The sequence below is a fragment of the Paenibacillus xylanexedens genome (assembly GCF_007676705.1).
In the GTDB taxonomy this organism is placed as follows: Bacteria; Bacillota; Bacilli; order Paenibacillales; family Paenibacillaceae; genus Paenibacillus; species Paenibacillus xylanexedens_C.
In genome coordinates, this window is record NZ_VEBF01000007.1 from 48546 (window position 1) to 74875 (window position 26330).

Annotated in this window: 16 protein-coding genes and 1 riboswitch; of the genes, 4 read left to right on the forward strand and 12 right to left on the reverse strand. The window is 46.8% G+C overall.

What is annotated here, in order from left to right; all coding sequences use genetic code 11:
• Positions 1 to 78: 78 nt before the first annotated feature.
• Positions 79 to 2925 carry a PAS domain-containing sensor histidine kinase gene (locus FS628_RS25775; RefSeq protein WP_145325814.1) on the reverse strand — a complete coding sequence of 949 codons (2847 nt, stop codon included), beginning with the start codon at positions 2923 to 2925 and terminating at the stop codon, positions 79 to 81.
• A gap of 343 nt (positions 2926 to 3268) precedes the next feature.
• Between FS628_RS25775 and FS628_RS25780 the strand changes: the two genes are divergently transcribed.
• Positions 3269 to 3967: a response regulator transcription factor gene (locus FS628_RS25780; RefSeq protein ID WP_145325815.1), complete on the forward strand. Its 699-nt coding sequence runs from the start codon at positions 3269 to 3271 to the stop codon at positions 3965 to 3967.
• Between the two features lie 46 nt (positions 3968 to 4013).
• Here the strand turns inward: FS628_RS25780 and FS628_RS25785 are convergent, their stop codons facing one another.
• The gene (locus FS628_RS25785) at positions 4014 to 4430 is read right to left on the reverse strand and encodes a hypothetical protein (RefSeq protein ID WP_145325816.1); all 417 of its coding nucleotides are present in this window, start codon (positions 4428 to 4430) and stop codon (positions 4014 to 4016) included.
• Positions 4431 to 4672: 242 nt separating this feature from the next.
• Here FS628_RS25785 and FS628_RS25790 point away from each other — a divergent pair, with 242 nt between their 5' ends.
• The 3 genes from FS628_RS25790 to FS628_RS25800 all read left to right on the forward strand — a co-directional run bounded on the left by FS628_RS25790 (position 4673) and on the right by FS628_RS25800 (position 8807).
• Positions 4673 to 5815: a virulence factor gene (locus FS628_RS25790; RefSeq protein WP_145325817.1), complete on the forward strand. Its 1143-nt coding sequence runs from the start codon at positions 4673 to 4675 to the stop codon at positions 5813 to 5815.
• 147 nt (positions 5816 to 5962) lie between these two features.
• Positions 5963 to 6178: riboswitch (Lysine riboswitch) on the forward strand.
• Positions 6179 to 6296: 118 nt separating this feature from the next.
• A complete protein-coding gene (locus FS628_RS25795) occupies positions 6297 to 7778 on the forward strand; it encodes an amino acid permease (protein ID WP_145325818.1) in 1482 nt (493 codons plus the stop codon).
• 387 nt (positions 7779 to 8165) lie between these two features.
• Complete coding sequence (locus FS628_RS25800; protein ID WP_145325819.1) at positions 8166 to 8807, forward strand: class D sortase; 642 nt, start codon at positions 8166 to 8168, stop codon at positions 8805 to 8807.
• A 128-nt stretch (positions 8808 to 8935) separates the two neighbouring features.
• Here FS628_RS25800 and FS628_RS25805 read toward each other — a convergent pair whose 3' ends face one another.
• The 10 genes from FS628_RS25805 to xylA form a co-directional block, all read right to left on the reverse strand.
• Complete coding sequence (locus FS628_RS25805; protein ID WP_186327969.1) at positions 8936 to 13456, reverse strand: collagen binding domain-containing protein; 4521 nt, start codon at positions 13454 to 13456, stop codon at positions 8936 to 8938.
• 164 nt (positions 13457 to 13620) lie between these two features.
• The gene (locus FS628_RS25810) at positions 13621 to 14748 is read right to left on the reverse strand and encodes a transglutaminase domain-containing protein (RefSeq protein WP_145325821.1); all 1128 of its coding nucleotides are present in this window, start codon (positions 14746 to 14748) and stop codon (positions 13621 to 13623) included.
• Positions 14749 to 14949: 201 nt separating this feature from the next.
• On the reverse strand, positions 14950 to 17343 hold the full coding sequence (locus tag FS628_RS25815) for an S-layer homology domain-containing protein (RefSeq protein ID WP_145325822.1): 2394 nt from the start codon (positions 17341 to 17343) through the stop codon (positions 14950 to 14952).
• Positions 17344 to 17572: 229 nt separating this feature from the next.
• Positions 17573 to 18499, reverse strand: coding sequence for an alpha/beta hydrolase (locus FS628_RS25820; RefSeq protein ID WP_260871193.1), 927 nt, complete (start codon positions 18497 to 18499; stop codon positions 17573 to 17575).
• 167 nt (positions 18500 to 18666) lie between these two features.
• On the reverse strand, positions 18667 to 19293 hold the full coding sequence (locus FS628_RS25825; RefSeq protein ID WP_145325823.1) for a bifunctional 4-hydroxy-2-oxoglutarate aldolase/2-dehydro-3-deoxy-phosphogluconate aldolase: 627 nt from the start codon (positions 19291 to 19293) through the stop codon (positions 18667 to 18669).
• A 245-nt stretch (positions 19294 to 19538) separates the two neighbouring features.
• The gene (locus FS628_RS33495) at positions 19539 to 20609 is read right to left on the reverse strand and encodes a glycosyltransferase family 2 protein (protein ID WP_145325930.1); all 1071 of its coding nucleotides are present in this window, start codon (positions 20607 to 20609) and stop codon (positions 19539 to 19541) included.
• A gap of 1085 nt (positions 20610 to 21694) precedes the next feature.
• Positions 21695 to 22426, reverse strand: coding sequence for a glycosyltransferase family 2 protein (locus tag FS628_RS25835; RefSeq protein WP_260871195.1), 732 nt, complete (start codon positions 22424 to 22426; stop codon positions 21695 to 21697).
• Positions 22427 to 22649: 223 nt separating this feature from the next.
• Positions 22650 to 24143 carry a xylulokinase gene (xylB, locus tag FS628_RS25840; RefSeq protein ID WP_145325824.1) on the reverse strand — a complete coding sequence of 498 codons (1494 nt, stop codon included), beginning with the start codon at positions 24141 to 24143 and terminating at the stop codon, positions 22650 to 22652.
• 81 nt (positions 24144 to 24224) lie between these two features.
• On the reverse strand, positions 24225 to 24353 hold the full coding sequence (locus tag FS628_RS32815; RefSeq protein WP_260871196.1) for a hypothetical protein: 129 nt from the start codon (positions 24351 to 24353) through the stop codon (positions 24225 to 24227).
• Positions 24354 to 24824: 471 nt separating this feature from the next.
• Positions 24825 to 26141, reverse strand: coding sequence for a xylose isomerase (gene xylA, locus FS628_RS25845; protein ID WP_036606941.1), 1317 nt, complete (start codon positions 26139 to 26141; stop codon positions 24825 to 24827).
• Between the last annotated feature and the right edge of the window lie 189 nt (positions 26142 to 26330).

A 26330-nucleotide genomic window follows, 5' to 3' on the forward strand; every position in this document is an offset into this window, starting at 1 on the left:
AAAACAAAAAAAAGCCCCTACCTCTCATGACGCTTTTGCGTCGAAAGGTAAAGGCTTCTTCATTCCCAATCATTATGTTCAGAGCAGCACGTCCTGTTTCGGCAGTCGAACCTTGAACGTGCTTCCTTTGTCGGGTGCAGATATGAAGGACAGTGTACCGTTGTGATCCTCTACAATTTTGCGGGAAATGTACAACCCGATTCCTGTTCCACCAATCTGTCGATGATCCGAATTATCTACACGATAGAATTTGTTGAACAGCATGTCCTTCTCTTTCTCGTCAATACCTATTCCGTAATCACGCACGTCGATACATAACCATTCCTCTTCTTCCCATAGCGTAACATCAATTCGGTCGGCTCCCGGTGAGTATTTGACCGCATTACCCACCAGATTATGAAGAACCTGAACCATCCTGTTCTGGTCAGCATAAGCAAAAAAGTCCCCATTAAACGTATGAACATGGATGCGCTGAACGGACTTCATATTCCACTGCTCAACTACACCTTCTACCAGTTCAACCAGCGGTACATAGGTCATATGGTAGGTCATACCTTCGTTGTCGAGGCGCTGAATATCAAGCACATCATCCAGCAAACTACTCAGCCTCATGCCCTCCGAGGAGATGGTCTGCATGAATTCCTGCCGTTGAGCTGCCGGAAGGTCATACATCATCATCAATTCCACATATCCCATAATGGTCGCTACAGGTGTTCGAAGCTCATGGGATACCACGCTGATCAGTTCATTCTTCATCCGATCCAGCCGTTCTTCCCCTGTCCGATCACGGAAGACCAGCAGGAATCCATGATTTTTACCCGGAACGTCCATCTGTTTCATATACAAGGAAAATAAACTTTTCTCCACATTGTTAAATATAAATTCAGTCTCGATAAATGCCGTTTCTCCATCCAGGAACGCCTTCGTCTGTTCCAACAGATTGAAGTTATCCGTCAATACCATCGTATCAATCGCCTGAGCCAGATCTTCAATGGATCTACCCAAGAAATTACCCAGACCAAACATCTCTTCTATCCTTCGGTTGACGATGGTTATCGTGCCTGATCGATCTGACATGACGAGCCCTTCCCGAACGGATTCTATAAATTGCTCGCTGATATCCCGCTGTTCCTGAATGGCAATCTTTTCATGTAACAGCTCCGAATTCAGCTTTTCCAGCGCAAGGGCATGACGTACCCGGTCTTCTTCTGCTCTTGTTCGCTCCGTAATATCCTTAATAAACAGGTTATATAACGTCTCATTCTTGCCGAGCTGAATTTCAACAATTTTGTACTCAATCGGAAAGACGGAACCATCCCGGCGAATACCTGAAATTTCATCTACGATCGTGTATCTCTTGCCTTCAACATATTCGAATCGCTCCAGCAATGTCTTAATCTCCATGCAGCTTGCCCCTTGAAAAAGAGACGGTGCTTCCTTCATCAGGATCACTTCTTCCCGAAGCAATCCAAACATTCTTTCGGCCTCCGGATTAAACTCAACGATGATTCCATTGGAGTCCACAGCGATAATCGCATCAATCGACGATTCAATAATTGCACGTTTGACTTCTTCACTATTCTTGAGTTCCTTGGTCCGCTCTATGACCCTGTCCTCCAGCGTTAACTTATCGTGACGAATCTGTTCGAATTGTTCCAGCAGTACATCAGCCATTTTGCGCAAATTACCAATAAGAATCTGCACTTCGGTTACATGGCTCGTTGGCCACTCCATCTTCCCATTTCGAAACAGCAACCTCGGAAGAGAACCTGTCATCCTGGTTAGTCTTAACAGTGGACTAACGACCTTACTGCTCAGAGGAGCCGCCACAATCATGGAAGCAACGATGATGATGAACAGGGATTGCAACGTGGACAGGTAGATCGTTTCTATTCGGGGATAATACTTGGTTGAGCTGGTCTCAATGAATACCCGATAAGGTGTTACAGCTGTCATCTCCGCTTCATAGATGAAAGATGCCTGTTTCCAGTGATTCAATACATCGCTGTAATGGATATTCTCGGAGCTTAACAGAATAAGGTTATCTTTCGACTTAAGGAGACTGTATCTATCCATGTCCAGGTACTCGCCAGCCTGCAGTGTATTCAAACCAGAAGCGACGACTGTATCATTCCGATTCAGCAAAATCACATTCATACCCAAAAGATGATGATATCTCGCCATGTTCTGATCCATATTCTCCGAGGTAACATACTTTTCGTCCAGATCCTGGACAACGGCATTTGCTGCATGTTTCATATCACGTAAAATAGCATCATTCATTTGACTCAATTGTCTGCGGCTATCTGCGGATAACAATAGGAGAGAAACAAACACCACAAAGGCGACTACGTATTTAAATGCAATTCTTGTGAGTGGAATGGTTCCTGTGCGCTTTGATTTGTGCTCACCCGTAGTAATCCAGAAATCCACCACAATACCCGCGATCAGCGCATTCACCATGCCAATCACGGCAATATACATATACTCATACTTCAAATCTTCTATATTCAGTCCCAATAGATAATGTCCGCAATAGATGACGGGAAGAAGCATGACTACCCAGAAGACAGCATTAGCCTTGATTAGGCTGCCATTCTTCCAACGCAATTGCCAACCGAGCATCCAGATCAGTTCAATGAAATGCGCAATCATGACCGTTAAGTTCCGCGGCTCGAAGCCGACAATGGCGGTATTTAGCAGATGAATGACTGTAAGGGTGACAAATCCATAGATAGCACCATGCAAACGAAGAGCGATGAGTGCTGCTGCGCTGCCAACCATAAACTGTACACCATAGAATAAGGTAAGTGGAAATATAGTACTTAGTGAGCCAAGAACGATCAGAATGCTGGTTCCAAACCAGGGTATCCTTAGCTTCAGCACGACCCACTCCAGCAGTTGGCTTGCCTTTATACTATCCATAAGCAACTGCCCTCGCGGCTGACTTTTTGTTCTGTATTTAACAACAACGTTGGTTCCCCCTATAAACTTAAGCGGATACAATCTACTTTTTTCCCCTCAAATCGTTCTGATCCATTATACTGTAATTATCACTTGATGTAGCTTTGGGAAATTCTGATCGCTCGGCAATCAAACTGCATTCATGCTAAAATATTGAAGTTCATCTAAAAAGCCTGCTTCCTATCTACATATACATCCTATATTCTGGGATAGAAACATTAAAAATTTTGCAGTATTTTTTAGCAAATCACAGCTTTTTTTTAGTATTTTCTTAACACATTATTTTCACCAGGAGTGTGACCCTATGACGATCAAAGTACTTCTTATAGAAGACGAGAAAAATCTGGCTGACATGATTGCTTTCTTTCTTGAGGAGGAAGGATACATCACGGAACGGGTTCATCATGCCCACGAGGCACTTCAACTGTTCCCACAATTCCAGCCAGACATTGTTGTAACGGATCTGATGCTTCCTGAAACGGATGGGAATGCTCTTGTAGAAGCCTTTCGCCAGCACTCCACCGTGCCGATTCTAATGATCTCAGCAAGCACGATGCTGAATGATCGACTTCGTGCTTTACATAATGGTGCGGATGACTTTCTGTGCAAGCCATTCAGCCTCAAAGAACTGGACGCCAGAATTAAAGCCCTGCTGCGCAGATCCATCATTTCCTATCAGGATAAACCGGCTAAAGAAGACAAACAGGCGGAAGTTACTGGACATGTGAATGTAAATGAGTACAGAAGAACCCTGTTTGTGGATGGTGTTGAGATCGAGGTCACTCATATTGAGTTTGAAATTATGAAGGAATTGTACAGGAATCCGGGCAAAGTGTTCACCCGCAATGAGCTGATGGATCGGATCAAAGGTTCAGAGCGCGCCTATCTGGATCGAACGATTGATGTTCATATCTCAAGCCTACGCAAAAAAATTGAGCCTGACCCCAAGAACCCCCGTTATATCAAAACGGTGTGGGGAACAGGCTACAAATATGTGATCTAATTCGATTGTAACATTACATTTAGAAACCTTTAGCCATATCCCTCTCTTACCTCATGGATAAGATGGGAGGTATGGCTATTTGTGATTCATATACAGAGGAATACAGCCACTGTTCCATGTCTTTGATCAGCTGATCCGGTTCTTGCTCGTTCCAGAGGATCATCTTCATCTCACCTGTACCTGTAATCAGTTGCAGGTGTCGCTTCCGAATCAGCGATTTGAAATCCGTAATGACCAACAACGGAATCTGCGGCATAAAAGCCCGGATGGCATTGGCTGCTGACACCGCTTCTTCAGCAATCTGATAATCAACAATACAATAACGGGAGTTTTCCCAACTTCCCCGGTGCGTTTGTATCACAGAACCGGATGGTGCATCGGCAATCCAATTCCTGAACAATTGAATAATATTCTCATATGCAATACGACGTTTTCCATCCGAGAGCACGGTAATAGGTTCCATAGGTATGACCTCCAGTTGATTCTTCCTCTTATTGTGTCAATTTTCGTTTAAAAATGTTTGTGCGTGAACATGAAAGAAGTGTTAACAATTTTCGCAATTCTTCACATACTGTGTCAGTCACGACTAGGTCTCTTCTGGATGATTTCGCAGATTACGCACATTGATGTAAAATAGAGAAATACCCGTGTGATTTAATTTACGGGAAGTTAGAGATGAATATGGTATCTTAGGAGGTTACACCGATGAATATTATTTCCATTGAACCCACACCAAGTCCAAATACGATGATGTTGCATCTCGATGAACGTCTGGAGGATGGGATTCGTAGAACATATACGCTGGACAACGAACGATCCGCTCCGGCGTTCATTCGCCAGATGCTTCATATTCCTGGCGTAAAGAGTGTATTCCACACAACAGATTTTGTGGCGCTTGATCGCAAAGGAAATGCAGACTGGTCCGTCATTCTGGGCGAAGTCCAAAATCGCCTTGGACAGCAAGGCATCGATCTGGACTGGATTGAATCCGAAGATAACTCTGGCGAGCACTTCGGAGAAGCACAGGTATTCGTTCAGTTCTTCCGAGGCGTACCCATGCAAATCAGGGTCAAGGCCGGGGTCAAGGAAGAACGAATCTCCTTGTCGGACCGCTTTGTCAAAGCCGTCACAGAAGTCGCCAGTGCGACAATGATCAAAGAACGCAAACTGAGTGATTATGGTGTTCGATATGGTGAATTACCGGACATCGCACGCGAAGTTGAACAGGAACTCGAAGCCGCTTACCCACCTGAACGACTGGAGCAGGTCATCCAACAGGCCATCGAACATGGCACCAAATCAGAAGAGTTCGTTGAGCGCCGTCGCGAATTGGATGGAGCCGAGCTTGAAGAGGCTCTGCGGAGTGATGACTGGAATGTTCGCTATGCGGCGTTTGACGGCATGGAACCTACGGCAGAAAGACTGCCCCTCGTAGCCCATGCCCTGCATGACAACAAAATGCAGATTCGCCGCTTGGCCGTGGTATACCTGGGTGACATTCGTACACCGGAAGCGATGGAACTGCTGTATGAAGCGCTCCAGGACAGTTCTCCAGCGGTACGCCGTACGGCCGGCGATACCTTGTCGGATATTGGTGATCCTGCCGCTACTCCAGCCATGACAGCAACGTTATCCGATAAAAGTAAACTTGTACGCTGGCGTGCTGCACGTTTTCTATATGAGGTCGGAACAGAAGAAGCAGAGCAAGCCCTGCGTGTTGCAGCCGATGATCCTGAATTTGAAGTCAGCCTACAAGCCAAGATGGCTCTGGAGCGAATCGAATCGGGGGAACAGGCTGCTGGAACGGTATGGCAGCAGATGGCTGGCCGTAACAAAAAAGAGGAATAGTGGTCCCTTAGACCTCACATCCAACAATTGTTATTGCACTGGAAAACTATGCGCGTTATACTAATTGTCTGTTTACTAAACAGGACACATCGTGTTACGTTGTGTTGATTATAATTTCATAAACAATAGATACACCTCATCCATTGATGGTGAGGTAGAGGTCGCGGGTGCGATCAGTACGCTGATGGAGGCGCTAGGAGCCGCTTATGATATCAGCCGAAAGGTGCACCCGCCGAAGCTTACTGGACGTTCCTTATACGGTCCGGTGAGCTGGGGCTGCTGTCGAAAGGCGCAGAACTGTCACGGAAGTACATATTTCCTTTTATGGAGGTATGAATTTTTCTGTGTTGAGCTATCTTAATCATCTGGGACATGGTGCGGACATTGAATATAGAGACCGCAGGCTGATGCCTGTGGTCTTTTTTTGTTTATGGAGTCAAGTATCGCAAAACATCAGTATATCGAATGAAGGAGTGTTTCCATGCAAGACCGCAGTAACCCAACAACAACTGGACCTTCCCTGAAAAAAGGATTACGCGCACGCCATATGACGATGATCGCCCTCGGTGGCTCCATTGGTACCGGGTTGTTCCTCGCAAGTGGTACCGCCATCTCAACCGCTGGCCCTGGCGGAGCATTAATTGCCTATGCAGCCGTTGGCATCATGGTCTATTTCCTGATGACCAGCCTTGGTGAGCTTGCGACCTTTATGCCGGACTCCGGTTCATTTAATACGTATGCCGCACGTTTTGTCGATCCAGCACTTGGGTTCGCCATGGGCTGGAACTTCTGGTACAACTGGGCGGTAACCATTGCAGCAGAGCTTGCTGCCGCTACAGTACTCATTAAATACTGGTTCCCCGACAGTTCATCCATGTTATGGAGCTTGTTGTTCCTCGTGCTGATCTTTGCCTTGAATGTCCTGTCCGTCAAAGGCTACGGAGAGTCCGAGTACTGGTTCGCCATTATCAAAGTAGCTACCGTGATCATCTTCCTGGCCGTTGGTGTGCTCATGATCTTCGGTATTATGGGCGGAGAAGCGGTGGGCTTTAGCAACTTCACCATAGGTGATGCGCCCATCCATGGCGGATTCTTCGCTGTGCTTGGCGTGTTCATGGCTGCGGGATTCTCATTCCAGGGTACAGAGCTTATCGGTGTAGCCGCTGGTGAAAGCGAAAATCCGCGTGAAAACGTACCTCGTGCAATTCGTCAGGTATTCTGGCGCATACTGATTTTCTACATTTTGGCGATTACCGTGATCAGTCTGATCATTCCGTATACCCATCCGAATCTGCTCAAAGGAGATCTGGAAAATATCGGGGTCAGCCCGTTTACGCTGGTGTTTGAGAAAGCTGGACTCGCCATTGCAGCTTCCGTGATGAACGCTGTTATTTTAACCTCAGTACTCTCTGCCGGTAACTCAGGCATGTATGCTTCAAGCCGGGTTCTCTATGCCCTTGCCCGAGATGGTAAAGCCCCTCGTTTCCTGGGCAAGCTGAATAAAAAAGGCATTCCAATGAATGCACTTTTACTCACGACAGCTGTTGGTATGTTAGCATTCCTTGCCTCCCTGTTCGGCGATGGTATTGTGTATACCTGGTTGCTGAATGCATCCGGTATGTGCGGATTTATCACTTGGCTTGGAATTGCCATAAGTCATTATCGCTTCCGTCGTGCTTACGTTGCACAAGGCAGAGATCTGAGTGATCTGCCTTACCGCGCACGTTGGTTCCCGTTTGGGCCAATCTTCGCCTTTGTTCTGTGCATTATCGTGATTATTGGACAGAACTATCAGGCATTCACGGGTGACCAGATCGACTGGAGCGGAGCAATCGTCGCTTACCTGAGCGTACCCCTGTTCCTGGTGTTGTGGCTAGGTTACAAATGGATCAAGAAGACCAAAGTGGTGCCGCTGCAGGAATGTGATTTCACACCTACGGATTCACCAGCTGATAAGCACTAACGAAGCAATATTTACACATACCACTTCGATGACAGAATAACCTTCCGATCGCTGTTATCCCCAGATTATTTTGATTCACTTTTACAAAGGTGAAAATCTGGGGATAAAGGCGAACGCTCCGCTTCTTCAGGTTTTTTCTGTCCTCTACGTTCTCATGTAAATGGTTAGTTCAACTTATACAGTTCCTACGATCTTACTCCATATCATAAAACATCCCCGTGGCGCTGCAGTCTTTCTACTGTAGCGCTACGGGGATGTTTTGTTTGGAATCGGCTATCAACCTGAACATTCCTGTATGCCCGTTCGTTCCTGTCCATATTTTGTATAGATTCATACGTAAAATAGAAAGGTACATTATTTTTCTTGGACAACGGGAGTTGAGGCATATTGAAAAAAATATCTATCCTGCTCATTCTACTGGGAATCCTGGTCGTCGGTTTTCCTTTCCTGCGGGAAACGTATTATGACTGGCAGCAAACCCGTGTGATGAACGAGCTGGAGCAGTTGCAAAATGGCTTGTCCAAGCTTAATCACTCCTTTGAACAAGGCATACAGGATGCAGCTTCTAACGAGCCGGCTACGAATAGTACAAATGCAGTGCAAGAAGCCAATTCAGATACTTTGGGAGTTCTGTCGATTGACAAGATCGATGTCCGCCTGCCCATTTTGGAGGGAGCAACGGAAGACAACATGAAGGTAGCCGCAACCCATCTTGTCGAAACCACTAGGATCGGGAACAAAGGTAATGCCGCCATTGCGGCTCATCGCGCCCACAAAAAAGGACGACTGTTCAATCGCCTGGGAGAACTCCAGATTGGGGATACGATGCAAGTCACCCTGGCAGATCAAACAATTATCCAATACAGGGTAGATCAGATCTCCGTTGTGGAGCCGAATGACTTGTCTGTGCTGGAAGACCCGGGACTTGGACAGGTCCTCACCTTGATTACCTGTGATCCACTCATCAATCCAACACATCGGCTGATTGTAAGAGCCATTGAAGTGAATCCGAATGTTAACGGGACCTGAACCTCCCTAAGGTTCATCCAAAAAAATACCCTCTGGCATATTCACACGTTGACTCTAAGTCTTCGTAGTGATTGCTAGAGGGTATTTTTATCTAACCACGATGAACCTGCTATACTGCGTGTTTCGATCTAGCGCTGCAGCTGTTGTCTGCGGCGGAAGTACATATATCCCGCACTACCTAATGCCATCAGCATCATGCCTGCAACAGTGTAAGCCAGTGTGCTTTCTTCACCTGTTTGTGGCAGCATTCCCTGTGATCCAGAATTTCCGTTTTGCTGTGATGCAGAATTTTCATTGCCCTGTGATCCATCTGTGTCCGTTCCAGCAGGAGGAGCTAGTGCACTATCCCCATCCGGTGTCTCTGTATCCCCAGCTGGAGGTGCAGTGTTATCACCGTTCGAAACGCCAGGTGAAGGAGGAGCTACTCCGTTATCTTCATCTGTTGGAATTTCGGTTCCGTCTTCAGGTTCTGAAGGTTCTGTAGGTTCAGTAACAACAGTGCCTGGGATAGACGTTCCTGGTGTTTCCGGTTCCGGTGTTGTTGGTTTATCCGGATCTGGCGGCGTTACACCCGTATTAGGTGTTCCCGGATTATAAGGTCCACTCGATCCACCTGATACCGGCATAGCCTGATTTGTTTTTTCCACAATTACAACTTCGGTTTGTGTACTCGTAATTTCAAATGATACTGGGGTTGTGTCCAAGATATATCCGTTAGGTGCTTTTATCTCAACCAACTGATATTTGTTGATATCCAAGTCTTCAAGTACAATTTCACCTTGTTGATTGGTGGTCAATGTCGCTTCATCCAGACCTGTTACCTTATGGAACACCCAATTCCCATTTGCGTCCATCAATGCAGTTTGAGCACGTAATTCAAATACAGCTCCCTGCAGATGCTGGGTTCTGCTTGCGTTGAACTTAATCAGTTTTACAGAACGATCATTTTCTTTATTTTCAATGGTCAGTTGGGTATCCGGATTGGTAATAGATACTAGCGTCTCAGGTTGTTCAATAACAAAACCCTCTGCCTTCGTCTCTACCAATGTATATGTGCCATAGTCCAAACCGTCGAATTCAATGACCCCATTCAGATCGGTTACTTTCGTATCGATGACAATGTTGGAAGGATCACGCAGTTCGAATTCAATTCCGCTTAATACAGATTGATCCTTGGCATTTACTTTGGTAACGACAAGTTTACCTCCCGTCCCCATTGCATTAGACTTCGTCATTGTAATAATCTCCGTCTGATTCTCTGCAATCGTGAACGGAATTGGTGTAGCATCCAATTGATAAAACTCAGGTGACACGACTTCTACCAACTCATAATCCCCTGGCAAAAGTCCTCCTTTGGCGATCTTCCCATCTTCTCCTGTCGATAACTCATCGATTTTCTCTCGGGTTGCGCCGTCCTTGGAGTACAATTCGAAAGTTGCACCCTTAAGTGTCTTGGAGGAGTCCACCGCATCTACCTTGGTTAACTCAAAGCCTTGACGAATCTTTTTATTTTCAATTTCAAAGGCGATATCCGCATCCTTGAATTCAATCGTTTTGCCTGAAGCAGCGCCATACTCCGGATCAACCAAGTATCCTGCCGGTGCAGATAGTTCTTTCAATTTGTATGGCAAGCCACTCGTCAGATTGTTCAATCGATAGTTTCTGGAGCTTTCAACCACTCCATTCTCGTCCGTCGGTTTCAATGTTTCCAGAAGCGTAGTTCCAGACGCATTATAGATTGCAAATATTGCACCCTCCAGCGGAAGTCCTGTATCACTAACTTTGTGGATTCTGATCTTGCCCAGACCTGTGGAGGCTCCTCCACCGGCTCCAGCCAAGGAAACTTTGATTCCCGACTGATTACCTTCTCCGATTACCGAGGAAGATTGGCCTGCAAATTCAACCTTATTCCCAATTCGGGCGCCATGATCGGCATTAATATAAGACTGATATTCCAAAATGAATGCAGTATGGATATCTTTCTTGAAGGTGAAGGTAAATGTATTGCCCTCCACATCCAATTCATAATCAGCCGGATCAACAAGTCCAGCTTTGGTGGATACATTGCCTGAATTGTTGGCAGGTAAATTGGTTGCATATAATTTCAATGAATCAGCCAATAAAATTTGGTTCTCCGACAGGGTATCTGTTAATTGAGTACCCGCAGGAATATAAGATTGACTTGGATTAATATTTACCGTCCATGAGGCTTTATCCGTTGTACCTTCTTGCTTCCCTGTTTTGCGCACGTATACACCACCGTGGGCAGGTGTAACACTGGCTGATCTATTAAATCGAATTGCACCGCCCTCACCGTCCGTCAGAACAGCCTGGTTGGCATAAGCGCCTAGGACAGAATATGGTCCATCCAGACTTGTTTGGTACTGAATGCGATAAGCCATTTTGCCCATGTTACCCAGATCCAACGTAAAACCTTTACCGTCCGGGTTCAGCTGGAATTGACCTGGTGTGAGTGGTACCTCGCTACCTACAGCAGTAACATTATTGGCTCCCTGTAATTCTAACTCATGAACCTTCAATGAGCCCTCTACGAAAGATTGGTCTCCAGTGTAAGCATCCTTGAGGATTGCATCCTGAATATCAAACAAGTTGTAGTTTACATCGATTGTCCAGGTGATCGTTTTATCTTTGGCGCTGTACTCACCCTTCTTGTTACCATTTTGAATCGTGTAGTCCTGCGGTTTGACCACAGCAGATTTTGTAATCGCAGTCTGTTTTACATCAGACTCTTCCCAATCGATCTTGGCCGAGTTGCGATATTCATCATCCGTTGGCATACCTGCTGTCGGATCGAAGCTTGTCTTATAAGTAATAACATGCTCCGTACTAAGCGTGACGCCGTCCTTCAAGCGAAGTGAGAATCCTTTTTCATACGTTAAGTCAGCCGGGTCTGGAATCAGTTCGAAGTCGTCTTGGTTAACACCACTCACTTGAAGACTGCCCGGAATGAGTTTCATATGTCTGCCTTCGTAATGATCGGTGATGACGATATCCGTCATATCCTGCAAATCACGGTTCAACACCATCTGCCATTCAATTTCTTTTATATTGAAGTTTTCACTTTTTACACTCTTTGCAAAAATGACTTCCTGAATGTCTTTCCGGCCTGTTTTTGAAGTACCATCATACATGTTCACTGTGTTCGTAATGGTATCATTCGTGTAGACGCGGGCGATGGATTGTGTGTCATATTCGATCTCATAGGCCTTTGTAATATCGTTCTTAAAATGTAATCTGAAGCCGTCATCGAACCCTGTATTCATCGCTTCAAGTGTGTATTCATTCGGATTGACCAGCGTTCTGTTCGAAGCCGCTCCGCTCGCATTAATTTCCACTTGATACACTTTGACGGAATTGTTGATCAGTTTTTGTTTTGCCGTATCAAAGCGGTCTTCAATCCATGCATTCGTTTGCATGATTTCTTGCTGATTATAGTTATATTGTACTTTCCATGTAATCGTCTGTGTCACGGGATCATACGCACTATCTTGCCCTGACTTGTTCAAAGGCTCATTAAAACTCACACGAACTCGGCCAATATCCGTTTCGTTATGCTCGCTCTGATCCGTAGTAAGCGCAACCTGATTTTCATACTCCACGTTGGTGAACGGAGCAGTGGTCGGCGCTTTAACACTCGTCGTATAGGTTACACGGTATGCCTTATCCGTGTCTCCCAATTGAATTGGAAATTGCGATTCTGTTCGAACCCCTGGACCTTCTTTTACAGTTCCATTCAGTTGGACTTCCAATTCCCGAATTTCAATATTGCCCTCGAGTTCCAGTTCTGCTGGCAACGTATCTGTAAGAACAGCATTTTTCATGGCCTTCTCGCCTTGGTTAAAATCTACTGTCCATTTAATTTCATCGGAGTTGAAATTATTTTTGTTTGCGATTCCCGATTTCTTTAATTTATCTGTGGCTGTATTGGCAAAGTGCACATCAATGATGCCTTGCCCTACAGAGCTAAAGTCAATTTTTTGTTTCAAACCATCATCCATCTTGCTCTCATCGAACTTAATCCACACGTAGAAGTTGCCTTCCAGCTTCGCTTGCTCGATAAGTTCATTAAAAGTAAAGATGATTGTGCCATCTGTATTCACCACATACTCCCCAACACCGCCATCCAGATTGCCCTTAAGCTGTGATCCAATGATGAATTTATCCGGCAAGTTAAAAGTGAACGTGGAGCCATCGCTATAGTTATGAGTGTCATCTGCAAGTCCCCATGTAAAGACTACAGCCACTTCATCCTGAATGCGTGGACGAATATCCTCGATCTTATCGCCTTTTATTTCAATTGTGCCGTTCCCATTGTCTTCCGGTGCCTGATTGTACATCTGCACACTGGTAATCAATTGGTCTGTGATCACCGGGCCTGCAGCTGTTATGGCTAAACTGCTCTGGTTGAGGTTCCCCTCCTCCTCTTCTTCCGGAGTAACAGCAACGTCAACGTTGTCCACATCTCCCGAATCTGCGGAACCTTCTTCTGATGCTGTATCACTCATTGCACTTGCTGGCAAATTAGTCATTTCATCCTGAGCATGCATGATCGGTGTAAATAACCAACCCTGCATCATTTGCGTGACCAGTAACAGAGCAATGATCACTATGCTCACTTTTTTCCTCATTTTTTGCATATCCTCCTCGTACGTAGTGTTGGCATACGCCGAAGAATAGAATAGCAAAGCGACATATACAAAAAATAGACAATGCCCAAACCCTCGTTATTGAACACAAAATTGGACGAAAAAAAGGACACTCCTCAAACGGAGCATCCTGTTCAACACAATGATTATAACGTCCAGTTAATTTTGACACGTAGATCTGTGGTACCTTCCATTTTGGACACATAGTAGGATATCGATTTCATGCCAAGCTGGTACAAATCCTGCAAATCTTCTATCAGCCCAGCCTCCGTACCCTTGTACCTGAATGTCAGCGAGGTTCCGCCTTCCTTCAGCTTACTCTGAACTTTGGTCTTCAGCGCAGCATGGCCTTTAACGGCATCCTGTTCATCATACAGGGAGTAGTCGAGAGCATGGTACAGCTTCTGATAGGCAGCCTTTTTGCTATCTCCGGCCTTCACCAGCTTCAGTAAAGCTTCCCGATACGGGGCAGGCGCAGCAGGGTACTTGCTTTTGCCTGTCCAGATATGGTCACGTGCCATCTCATCATCACTCAGCAAATAATAGCTGTGGCTCACCTTACCTTTGCGGTCAGGGGTAGGATCATCCCAGGTGGTGTCCATGTGGTACCACTTGCCGTCCAGGTTCACGATATTCCAGGCATGAAGCTGTCCACCCGCTGTACCTTCTACAATCCGGTTATCGATACCTACTCGCTCCAGCATCCGATATGCCAGCAGTGAATATCCCTGACAGACGGTACTGCCTGTAACAAGCCCATCATAGGCTGTATATTTCTTCAGAGAGGTATCGTAGGAAAGGTTAAGCACAATCCAGTCATGGATGACCTTGACCTTCTCATGATCCGTCATGCCGGGTTTGATGATTTCTTTCAACACGTTCGTGACTTTACGATTCACATAATCGGTCTGTTCCTTGGTCTCCCGGTAGGAGAGAGTCACATGTACTTCGGCCGATACATTGGAACCTTTATAGTTAAATGCATAGCTTTTAACGGTATATTGAATATAGGGGTCACTCTTCATTGCCTCATCGATGGAGGTTTGCAATTGTTTTTTGAGGCCTTTCACATTGCCTTTGTATGTAAAAACAAGTTCCTCCGTTCGCTGTGACATTGCTGTAAGCAAGGTCTGGCGCAGATCCGTAGTCGTAGAGATATCTGATGTTCCCGATGCGGCATACAGCTGATCCAGATCAACTGTGCGTGGCAACGCTACAGCAATCAGGCAGCCTGCCAGCAATATGGTAATAATACGTTTCCCGTTCTTGCCCATGAAAGGAACCCACCCCTCTTTGCAAAGTTCTCACGCCCTATTGTATCACAAAAGGCTCTGTCGTCATTCTTCTAGTTTTGTCAAAGCAAATCAAAAGAGACCTTCTATGGAAGGTCCCTTTGATCTTCAGTTCAATGAAACACGATTACCCGTTATCTTCATCCTATGATTCACACGGGCATGATATACACGATTCCTCGTTTAATACAGACGATTACCACTCATAAATGTATCTGTCTTCCCTTGAAGCTTCGCTAGCCGTTCCAATACCTGTGAGGCTTCGGCTACCGTCACTTTGCGTGCTGGCATGAATCTTCCTTCAATGGAAGGAAGCAATCCAAGCTTCAAACTCAGGGAAACAGCACCCTTACTCGTAATGGCACTGGCATCCGCGATGTTGGGAAGATCCGATGGCAACGTGTAAAATCCAGCCAGCTTCTCATAGCGTAATATACGTACGAGCAGCACAGCCAATTCTTCACGCGTCATTTCTTCTTGCGGATTCAAATTCTGTTCAGGGTCCGCTCCGGCAAGCCAGCGCTGATCGATTAGAACCTTGATCGCCTTATAATACGGACTGTCAGGTGTAACGTCGGCATACAGCTTGTCATCCCCGTCCCCACTATAGTACATATCCATATTTGGATTAATGGCTCTTGCTAAATAGTTAAACCAATCCCCTCGGGTGATCACACGATCCGGGAATACACGTCCTTGCTCATCAGCGAGCAATACGCCATGTTGTGTCATATTACGAAGAGCTACTTCGGCGACATGACCGGAAATATCCGTAGGATCCGCCTTAGTTGCAGAGCTTGTATCCCCGTATAACAACGTCCATTTTCCTGTGTTAGCATCCAGCACTTCATAGTTGCCGTAGATCGAATTTTCATCTCGTGTAGGCATATAAGCTAGGTTAACTCCCACCGGGATGACTTCACCGCTGTTCATACCCCATCCACCGTAACGAGAGTACGCCAGAACCAGCTTGAACTCTTTCAGATAGATTGCCTTTGCCTCTTCGTAACTGATAGCTGGTTCTTTCTCTGCTGGCAGTTGTTCAGGCGTTGCGGCAATACGTGTATAGAATTCGTTAATCGTTCCGTTGTTCAGCACCTGTACTTGTGCCGTGTCATCCTTAACCGGAATTCCGTTCAGGTAACGCTGGAACATAAAGGTACGTGCATCATCTACCTCAATGACGTTAGATAGGCGGAACTGCTCCGTTGCATCTGGAACTAGCGCAATGACCGTGTCCATCGCCAGTTTCTCAGCCTGCTTTCGGTTTACCCATTTGCCTTCCTTCTCTTCAGTTGGCTTCTCCTGCTCCATCTGTGGTCCCATTCGTTGCATCATCGTATAGCTGTAGATCTGTCCAGTAACTGCATCTACCTGTGCTGAGATATCCCGCATGAACATATAGGACATATTGGCACTTCGATCACTCCAGCTCAGACTCCATACCTGATTGTTCGGACTTGCATATAATCCCTTGCTTAATTGGCTGTGCTCCAGCTTGTAGCCCTTAGGAATATCAAAGTTCGTAGCCACCCGATTGGCGGCCTGCTGTACATTTAACCTCGTCCCATTGGCCGGGACAAACGGAGTTACATCGCTTTTCAGCTTCGTATCCTGCTGCAAAGAATCTTCATCTACAGCTTTACCGGTTAATGTATTAATCCGTTCCAACGTATTGGCTTCAATCGGAACGATACTGATAGTCTTTGGTGTGTAGCCAAGATAATACTGCTGACCTTGTTTGGAAGACAGACGATCTTTGGAGATATAGGCCAGCTCCACATCGAACTGTTCTTCAAACTGCTGTCTCGCCTTCTCTTCCGAAGCTGCCGGTTTCGATGAAGGATACTTAGCTGAGGTAGTACCTCGTGAGTAACCTGTCACCAAACCACTTTCATCCACATTTATGTAGACTGTCTCTGCGTCAGATAATAACCCGTCATGCTTCAACTGGTAACCGTATCGATACTCTGTTCTGCCGAATAATGACTGTTGTTCAATAGAAGAATACAGATCTCCAAGCGGAGCATACTCTGTATCTTTCAGACCTGGAATCGCTTGGTACAACAGGTCCACAGCCTTCTCTTCGGCTTCAGCTTTGGTTAGCTTAACATCCGATGCCGAGATCTGCTTATCCATGACATCCGACGGCAAATGTACACTTAACACTTCCCCTGTGCCTGCATGTACGGTTGCACTGAATCCTGACGTATGATTGCCTTGCGTAATCTGGAACCCGATCTCCCATGCCTTGTAGTCTGGCGGTGGATAAGAATTAGGTGAATCGAATCGTGCAGATGAGATCGTTGCTTTCTTTAACAAAGGAAATAGCTTCAGTATATTTTCACTGGCTTGCCTGGATGAGATTTTCGCTCCCTCGGGCACGTCATTGCTCGTTGCGTCTAGTTGTTCATTTTCCCCCGTTGTCGCTTCAGTCAACTGTTCTGCTTGCGCGGCTGATGCACTGCCTGCAAAACCTGGTGTTTGCGAAGCAAGTAACAGTGTTGCCATCGCTGCCGTTGCAGCTTTGACTGTGAACATTTTGAAACGTACATTAAACTTCCAATTCAAACTCAAATCTGGACCTCTCCCTTCAATTTCATACAAAGATGCATAGCAAATAACCTCGCATGAATATTGCCAGTCTATCCTATGATACCATAAGCTTCCTTTTTAATGGTCGTTTTCGGGGCAATTTTACAAATGTGAATTTCTGCATATTGTTCATAACAGCAAAAAAAACGCCAACGACGTTGGCGTTCTCTCTGTTAGCCTGCACTCTTATGTAGGCCTGATTCTACCTGGTTTAACTGCTCACAATAGTGGAATCGTTCGACTTCGACCGACCTTGGACATGGGTTTGCAAGAATGGAATAACGGTATCCCAGAAGGCGGGGTCTTCCTCGGAACAACTGTGTCCTCCGCTGTTGACCCATAGATGTTCTACTGGTGGATCGGCTTTGGACATAAAATATTCAAGCTCACTCGGGGGAATGAAGTTGTCGCCCTTGGAGTGCACCATAAGCATCGGCAGTTGCATTCCCCTGCGCCGTTCATTGAGCATCATCACCGGTTCACGCTGACGATAGGATTTCAGAGATTCACCAAGCCGCCAGAACCAGATTCTTGGAATTAACTGGGCCAGTGGAAACAGGGGCAGACGCCGACGTCTCAGCTCTGAACTAACAATAACCTCAAATTGCGATGGCATGGAGTCGGTAATCACCGCTGATACAGGAATGCCTTCCGTCACCGCAAGAATCGTGCCCAGTCCACCCAAAGAATGTCCAAGCACACCGATGGCATCCGGATCGATCTCCGGTCGTGCGGTCGTATACTGCAATGCCGCCAGCAGATCATCCCGGAACAAATAGGCAGATGCAGCACGAACCGGATCACTGGCCCCGTGGCTGCGGACATCATACATAAACAGGGCATATCCTGCTTCCCAGATCGGCCGTGCATAACGAAGAACACGGGAGCGATTTGAGCCCCAACCATGGGCAATAATAATAAGCGGCCATGGCTTCGGAATGTCCGCTCTGGCCGGGATGAACCAGCCATGCACCCGACCTCCACCACTGTCGAAGGTCACATCTTCAAATGGCATTGGGGGTGTCAGGGTGATTGGAATTTTCTTGGGTGTCTGGCTCTTCACCGCCGCCTTCCATAATCCACCTGCCGTTACTGCGGCCACGGCGAGCATGCCACCTATCATTGTTTTAGCTTTCACAGGGCATCTCTCCTCTCCGGCTTCTGGCATACACCCATTATAAGACAATAGAATGAACGGCACGTTAAACGACATCGGTTTTTATGATAACGATTAATCTAAAATTGTTCTAAAGACACCTTCATACATATACCCAAATCTACGTAACTCTCGTCCGTTACCTGTGCCTACTCCTTCGCTGCTTCCACAAATCTTCGAGTGCAAGCTGCAATCTGCTCATGATCTCCTGAGGCAAGGGCTTCTCGTGGCAAAAGTGCACTTCCCAGACCCACTGCAGCAGCGCCTGCTGCGTAATATTCAGCAATGTTCTCCAGAGTTGCGCCACCTGTTGCCAGCAGCGGAATGTGATTCAGTGGAGCTTTGATCTCCCGCAGATATGGAATGCCCAGACTCGCCATTGGAAACAGCTTCACAACACGTGCTCCCGCTTCATGTGCAGCGACAATCTCCGTTGGTGTCATGGCTCCAGGCCAGATCTCGACACCATGTTCTACAGCATATTCAATTACAGACAGATCGACATTGGGGGACACCAGAAATTGTGCGCCTGCAGCGACTGCTTCCTTGGCCATGTGCACATTCAATACGGTACCTGCTCCAACATAGGCTTTACCCTCATGTCGCTCACGCCAGTCTGTAATAATATCATGTGCTCCAGGCGTGTTCAGTGTGACTTCCATTAATCGGATGCCACCACTCGTCATGCCTTGTCCAGCTGTTACTGCCGCTTCACGGCTAATGCCACGCACAATCGCGACCAGCCTCGACTCCAATAGTACTTCCGTCAGATTCATATCCAGTTCCCCTTTGTTCATCAATTCGGCAGCCGAAGACAGGCAATCATGTTCACCGCTTTTCCGTTACTATTATTGTAAAGCATATCCTCTCCTGGGTGGAATACATTAATCCATTTCTAAGTGAATGATTGTTCCACGTACACTATGAAGTATTTTCACCACAACGAAAAAAACCTCTCCATGGAAAACGGGATTAATTCACCCATTAACTCCACGAAAGAGGCAGATTTCGGCCGAAAATACTAAGCATTTTCCAATACGTTATCCTTCTCCAAATCTTTAAAGTAACGATCATTATATAACATGCTTGGATGCGTTGGATGATACGCAAGTGCGATATCATTATGTTCACGGGCCTTCGCACGGTTGCCCATCCGGTCATAACACACACATAGTTGCAGATGCGGCATCCAGGTCCAGGCTGCTTCATTCAGTACCACCATTGGATCATCGGGACGTACAGCCCGAGTGGCCTGTTCGTACCAGAACAGCGCTTTGCGATAATCTTCACGGTCGGCAAAATACCCACCCAATCGGCAGCAAATCTCGGCTCTCGGTAAATCATACGCAAACGATCGGAACAACGCCGTGACTTCCTGTTCGGGACGTTCACGCGCGGCTTCACAATCGGCAATTTTCTGGCAAGCAGCGATCTGATCTTCCACCCAGCCAAGCCCGGTATCCAAGAATTTCTCATAGTACTTTACCGCATCCTCAAGCTGTCCATGGTCCTTCAATTCATTGCCAAAATAGTACAAATCACGCGGCGAGAAATCCTCTCCGGCCTGCTCCTTTTTGCGATAAATCCGCAGATTTCGATCGGTATACTCTTTATCTTTCTTGTGGGTAACCGCTATATCACTATGCAGCAGATTGCCTGCTACAGCCAGGTATTCATGCACCGCACCAATCCAGCGAAATTGCCGATCCCGACGCACCAGACGATTCCGGCGCAAGCTGTAGGCTACTTTTCCATCTGCTGTGAATGACAGATTGTAATCCATCGTAACACTATCGACAGTCGGGTCCAGCGAACGTTTCAAGGCAATCAGCTTCGCGCGATCTTCCGGTTCGAACACATCGTCGGCATCCAGCCACAGAATATATTCGCTTTTCGCCTGATCGAAGGCAAAGTTACGAGCTGCTGCAAAGTCATCCACCCATTTAAAGTCAACAATACATTCCGTGTATCTGGCTGCGATCTGACGGGTATGATCGGTTGAACCTGTATCGACGATCACGATCTCATCGGCAATCCCATTGACGGAGTCCAGACATCTGGCGAGGGAAGCCTCTTCATTTTTCACAATCATACATAACGTAATACTGATCGTCTGCTCTCCTCTTCTGGCCCTACGGTTAAAAGCAGATACCCCAGGTAATTCAGACAAACGATAGATGTGGTAGGCCGGTAGATGTGTATCGACGAACAAGCGAAAACCAAGTGCCTGAGCACGAATGCAGAAATGACGATCTTCGCCCCAGAAAGATACGTTCGGAATCTGGTCATACGAAACCCCGGCTGCCAGAACATTTTTGCGAATAAGGGTACACGCCCCTAGCCCTCCAACTTCATAACAACCCGGAATCCGCAGCTGGCTCAGAAAAGCAGTCGTTTGTGCACCCTCGTCCTCCGTCTCGGTTCCGTCTAATGTTTTGCCACCACGGCGATACAAAGCATACTCATCCTGCAGCCATACCTGCGGCATTTCCCTGGCATCAGGCTGCCAGCGGGTCCAAAAGATATTGGATACAATGTCTTTGCCACTCGATACGAGTTGCTCCAGCGTCCGCGGATGCAGCACCAAGTCAGAATCTATCAGGAAAACTGCATCGTATTGGTTGTCGCGCGCATAGTGCAAAATGCGATTTTTCAAACCGGCTACGCGCCAAATCTGTTCATCCTGCCAATAGTGGCCTCCCTCATCCTTGGTGTACACGCCTTTGTTGTCAGGACTACCGCTGTCATGTTCATCTGCTTGAATAACCGTCCCTTCGTGCTGAAGCACAAATTCACGCAACATATTCGACGCCGCTTCTTCCTCGTTATCGTCAACAAACAGATAATCCGTCTTCACCGTCGTCCGTTCCAGTGCATCCAGAGAATCCAGGAATTCACGCAGCACCGCAACGGTCTGACGAACAGGGCTGGCGATCAGAATTTTTTCCTGATATTGCTCCTGATATTGCTCCTGAGGTTTTTCCGATTGACGGGTATCTTTCGATTTTGCAGAACGTCTGGACGGTCGATGATCACTCTGGCTCTCTTTCTGGTTCTCATGTTGGTTCTCTTTCTGATTCTCTTTCTCGTGTGAATTCGGCTCTACTTGAAGATTGGATTCTAATTGAGGTATGGATTCTTCTTGCGATGAGCGTACCTGATCTTTCCTCAACGTGTTCATTCCCCCTCTCCATATTCGGACCATGGCAACAGCCGTGGCTCTTGATCCAATATCGATTCGTATTGTTCCTTCCAACCGTATCTTGCTTCAGGGTCCAGTTCTTGATAGCGATCATATTTGCGGATGCGGTCTTCTTCGCGCGCCCAACCATAGTGCTTCACTCGGGGAACATGGCAGCCATAGGACCAATGCTGGATCGTTAACGGAAAGCGACCACAATGCTGAGGGGTTTCTTTCCATTCATAACTCATTTCCGGGTGATATCTTATTAAGAATGGTCGATAATAGGCATGCGCCTGCCAGAACTCGTCTTCCCGGTAATGCGTCTCACTCCACATATCAAACAATCTGAAATAGATCGCATCTTCATTGCCACTGAGCAACAGATCGCGTACAGCCCCAAAGTCACGGGTCAGAATCTCATCCGCATCCAGATTCAAAATCCACTCGGGGTTGGTCGCTACTGTCTCCGCCCACTGCTGCTTTCTGAGACTCACCTCATCTGCAAAACGTGAAGCAGGATTCTCTATCAATACAAGTGGAATGCCCTCCAGAAGTTCCCGGCACATCGCAACCGTTCCATCCGTGCTCCCATCATCAATAATTACCGCATGATCAATCCAGGGACGATGTGTCTCCAATGCCTGCCTGAGATATCGATTCTCCTCATTACGAACGATCATCGACAAGGTGATATGTGGTCTTCCACACTCCTCATGTTCATCCAAAGCTTCACCCCCATGCTCAAGCTTCTACCTATTAAAATCGTCGGACACCCTTGATGTCTGGACGAATCACAATCCTCTATTTCCAATCTATGCAGAGCCGGAATGCGGATATGCAGGCCAAGAAAACCTTTCATGGGGTTAATCTTGATGAACGACAAAAAAGCACCCGCCTGCGCGGATGCTTTTAATGTGATCACAAGATTAATGTAGTGAAATAAATGAATTAACGGTACGCAGCCAGACGATCATTCAGACTACGTGTCTGTCCATAGACATCCTGGTAGAGTGCAAACAGTCCATCATAGACCGCCACCGTATCCGGGTTAGGCACATAGGATTTCGCCGGACGAATGAACGCCGTCGCACATTCCTGTAAGGACGGGAACCAGCCACAGCCATAGGCGGCCAGCATCGCTGCACCCATCGCAGGACCCTGTTCGCTCTCCAGCTTCACAATCGTAGCGTTGAAGACATCAGCCTGCATTTGCAACCAGGCTTCATTCTTGGCACCGCCACCAATGGAGATGACTTCATTGACTGTTTTGCCTGCACCACGCAGAATATCAATGGACTCACGCAGTGAGAATGTAATGCCCTCCATTACCGCGCGTCCAAAGTGCTCCAGCTTGTGCCCCGCATCCATACCGATGAAGCTACCGCGAATATTCGCATCTGGATGAGGCGTACGCTCCCCAACGATATAAGGTGTGAACAACAATCCGTTGCTGCCCGCCGGAACCTGATCAATGCCCTGCAAGAGCACATCAAATGATTTGTCCGCTGCAAACGTATCCTTGAACCAGGACAGGCTATATCCTGCGGCAAGTGTTACCCCCATAATATAGAAGGCATCCTTCTCGCCGTGGTTAAAAAAGTGTACTTTTCCTTCGAAATCGAGATCTTTGCGCTCTTCGTAGGAAAGCACAACCCCGGACGTCCCGATGCTGCACATCGTCTGTCCTTCACTCAGAATGCCTGCGCCAATGGCACCACATGCATTATCCGCTCCACCTGCATATACTTTCGTTGCAGCCGCCAGACCCGTTTGATCCGCAATCTCAGGCAGCAATGTGCCTACTTCCTCAAACGATTCCACAAGACGTGGACAGAGGGAGATCGGCAGCTCGAATGCTTCTGCAATTTCGTTACTCCACTGCTTGCCTGCCACGTCCAGCAGCAAAGTTCCCGCTGCATCCGAATAATCCATAGCGTAGTCCCCAGTCAAGCGATAACGCACATAGTCTTTCGGCAACAGGAACAAGGATGTTTGTTGCAGCAATTCAGGCTCGTTCTCCTGAACCCACAGAATTTTCGGCAATGTAAAACCTTCAAGTGCACGGTTCCGCGCAATGCTTAACAGCTTGCTGTCCAGCACTTTTTCGATGCGACGGCACTGAGCCGTTGTACGTGTATCGTTCCACAGGATTGCGTTACGCAGCGGTTTGCCTTCGGCATCCACCAAAACCAGTCCATGCATCTGTCCGGAGAAACTCAAACCCTCGATTTCCGAAGGATGCACGCCAGACACTTCCAGCAATTTACGCAGGGAGACAATCGTCTGCTCTACCCAATCTTCTGGATTTTGTTCACTATATCCGGCCTTGGGCTGATACAACGGATATGCCTCGGATGCTTCAAATGCTACTTTTCCTTCACGATTGACCAGCACAGTTTTGACCGCGCTCGTCCCTAGATCGACACCAATGACGTAACTCATAGGTTAACTCCTCTCGTTTGTAACAGGATTGTATAAATGAAACCTTGATGCTCATGTGGTCACTTCGTGATCAGAAAACCCTCAGATCGCCGTTATCCCCGGATTTCCTTTATACCCTTTAGCAAGGGTGAAATCCGGGGTTAAATGCGCACGCTCCGCTTCCTCGGGTCCTTTCTGCTCACTTCGTTCTGCCTGTGCCATCTTAGACAAACATTTATATCAAAACAGTAAAAACATACTCGTTCTTATAGCAGAAAGATTGATCCAATGGCCTTGATTCGCCATTGGTTATAAATGAAACCTCTCAATTGAACATGTAACCACTTCGTGATCAGAAAACCCTCGGATCGCCGTTACCCCCAGATTTCCTTAATACCCTTTACAAGGGTGAAATCCGGGGATAAATGCGACCGCTTCGCTTCCTCGGGTCCTTTCTGCTCACTTCGTTCTGCATGCACCATCATAGATAAACATTTAAATCAAAAATTTAAAAACCGCTTGTTTGTTTAATCAAAAAACCGCCCCCGTCTTCCCAAGGGAAAGTCGGGGACGGTCCGAATGTCATGCTTGTTCAGGCGTTCCGTGGTACAAGCTTGTGCAAGGCAGACTTGGATACTAATGTCCAACCACATATGAGTAACCATCGGTGGTCGACGTGCACCAATCCTGCCTAATCCGCTATTAGTCAGCCAGGATGTACTGGTTGAGTTGTGCTCTCAGCAATTCCTGACGTCCGGATTGGTTTTTACGTGGGCTTTCGTTGTTCAGTGCATACTCAGCAAGGGAAGCCAGTGTTGCTTTACCTGCAACCACATCTGCGCCAATACCTTCGCTGAAGCTGCTGTAACGTTTTTCGATGAAATCATCGAATACGCGATCTTCGATCAGTTTTGCTGCTACTTTCAGACCTTTCGCATACGTGTCCATACCTGCGATGTGTGCCAGGAACAGATCGTCTGCTTCGAAGGAACCACGACGTACTTTCGCATCAAAGTTCACACCACCACGGCCGATACCGCCGTTTTTCAATACTTCATACATTGTCAATGTAGCATCGTACATATCAACCGGGAATTCATCCGTATCCCAACCGATCAGCATATCGCCTTGGTTCGCATCAAGGGAACCGAGCATGCCGTTTGTACGAGCTACGCGGATTTCGTGATCGAATGTATGACCAGCCAGTGTAGCGTGGTTCGCTTCCAGGTTGAGTTTGAAGTGTTTGTCCAAACCGTATTTTTGCAAGAATGCAATGGAAGTAGCTGCATCATAATCATATTGGTGTTTCGTTGGCTCTTTTGGTTTAGGCTCGATCAGGAATTGTGCGTCAAAACCAATTTCCTTCGCGTAGTCTACAGCCATATGGAACATGCGAGCAATGTTGTCTTGCTCCAGTTGCATGTCTGTGTTCAACAATGTGTCGTAACCTTCACGACCGCCCCAGAAGACATAGTTTTCAGCGCCAAGACGTTTACCCACTTCCAGACCTTTCTTGATCTGTGCTGCAGCGTGAGCATACACATCTGCGTTACAAGTGGAAGCTGCACCAAACATGAAGCGTGGGTTCGAGAACATGTTCGCTGTATTCCAGAGCAGTTTTTTGCCGCTGGATTTCATGTGGTCTTCAATCAGATCAACGATCGTGTCGATGTTGCTGTAGAACTCACGCAGGTTGTTGCCTTCTGGTGCGATGTCCACATCGTGGAAACAGAAGAACGGGAGATTCATTTTCTCCAAAAATTCAAATGCCGCTTCTACGCGTACTTTCGCGAGATCCAGACCCGAGTATTTATCCCAAGAGCGAACAGCTGTCTCCGCACCGAACGGGTCACTGCCGCCTGCAGTTAATGTATGCCAGTAAGCCATACCGAAACGGAAATGTTCTTCCATCGATTTGCCGGCTACCACTTCTTCCGGATTATAATGTTTAAAAGCAAATGGATTCTTGGAATCTTTACCTTCGAATGCAATTTTATTAACGGATTCAAAATAGGCCATGTGTAAAATGCCTCCTCAATAGTTTTAAAGAAATCGTTTACACCGTTATCCTATCACATCGATTATACTTTGTCTATTGGTTAAACAAAGTAAAAATAAAAATGTTTTTTACAGGTTTGTTTACGCTATAATAGTCGAATAACTTGTTACGGATGTGGGTCAGAACCCTTTTATCAGAAGAATAGGAGT

Bases quoted from the DNA above. Each gene is read 5' to 3' on its own strand.
- FS628_RS25775 (WP_145325814.1), bottom strand. From the start codon at position 2,925: ATGGATAGTATAAAGGCAAGCCAACTGCTGGAGTGGGTCGTGCTGAAG.
- FS628_RS25780 (WP_145325815.1), top strand. From the start codon at position 3,269: ATGACGATCAAAGTACTTCTTATAGAAGACGAGAAAAATCTGGCTGAC.
- FS628_RS25785 (WP_145325816.1), bottom strand. From the start codon at position 4,430: ATGGAACCTATTACCGTGCTCTCGGATGGAAAACGTCGTATTGCATAT.
- FS628_RS25790 (WP_145325817.1), top strand. From the start codon at position 4,673: ATGAATATTATTTCCATTGAACCCACACCAAGTCCAAATACGATGATG.
- FS628_RS25795 (WP_145325818.1), top strand. From the start codon at position 6,297: ATGCAAGACCGCAGTAACCCAACAACAACTGGACCTTCCCTGAAAAAA.
- FS628_RS25805 (WP_186327969.1), bottom strand. From the start codon at position 13,456: ATGAGGAAAAAAGTGAGCATAGTGATCATTGCTCTGTTACTGGTCACG.
- FS628_RS25810 (WP_145325821.1), bottom strand. From the start codon at position 14,748: ATGGGCAAGAACGGGAAACGTATTATTACCATATTGCTGGCAGGCTGC.
- FS628_RS25825 (WP_145325823.1), bottom strand. From the start codon at position 19,293: ATGAATCTGACGGAAGTACTATTGGAGTCGAGGCTGGTCGCGATTGTG.
- FS628_RS33495 (WP_145325930.1), bottom strand. From the start codon at position 20,609: ATGATTGTGAAAAATGAAGAGGCTTCCCTCGCCAGATGTCTGGACTCC.
- xylB (WP_145325824.1), bottom strand. From the start codon at position 24,143: ATGAGTTACGTCATTGGTGTCGATCTAGGGACGAGCGCGGTCAAAACT.
- xylA (WP_036606941.1), bottom strand. From the start codon at position 26,141: ATGGCCTATTTTGAATCCGTTAATAAAATTGCATTCGAAGGTAAAGAT.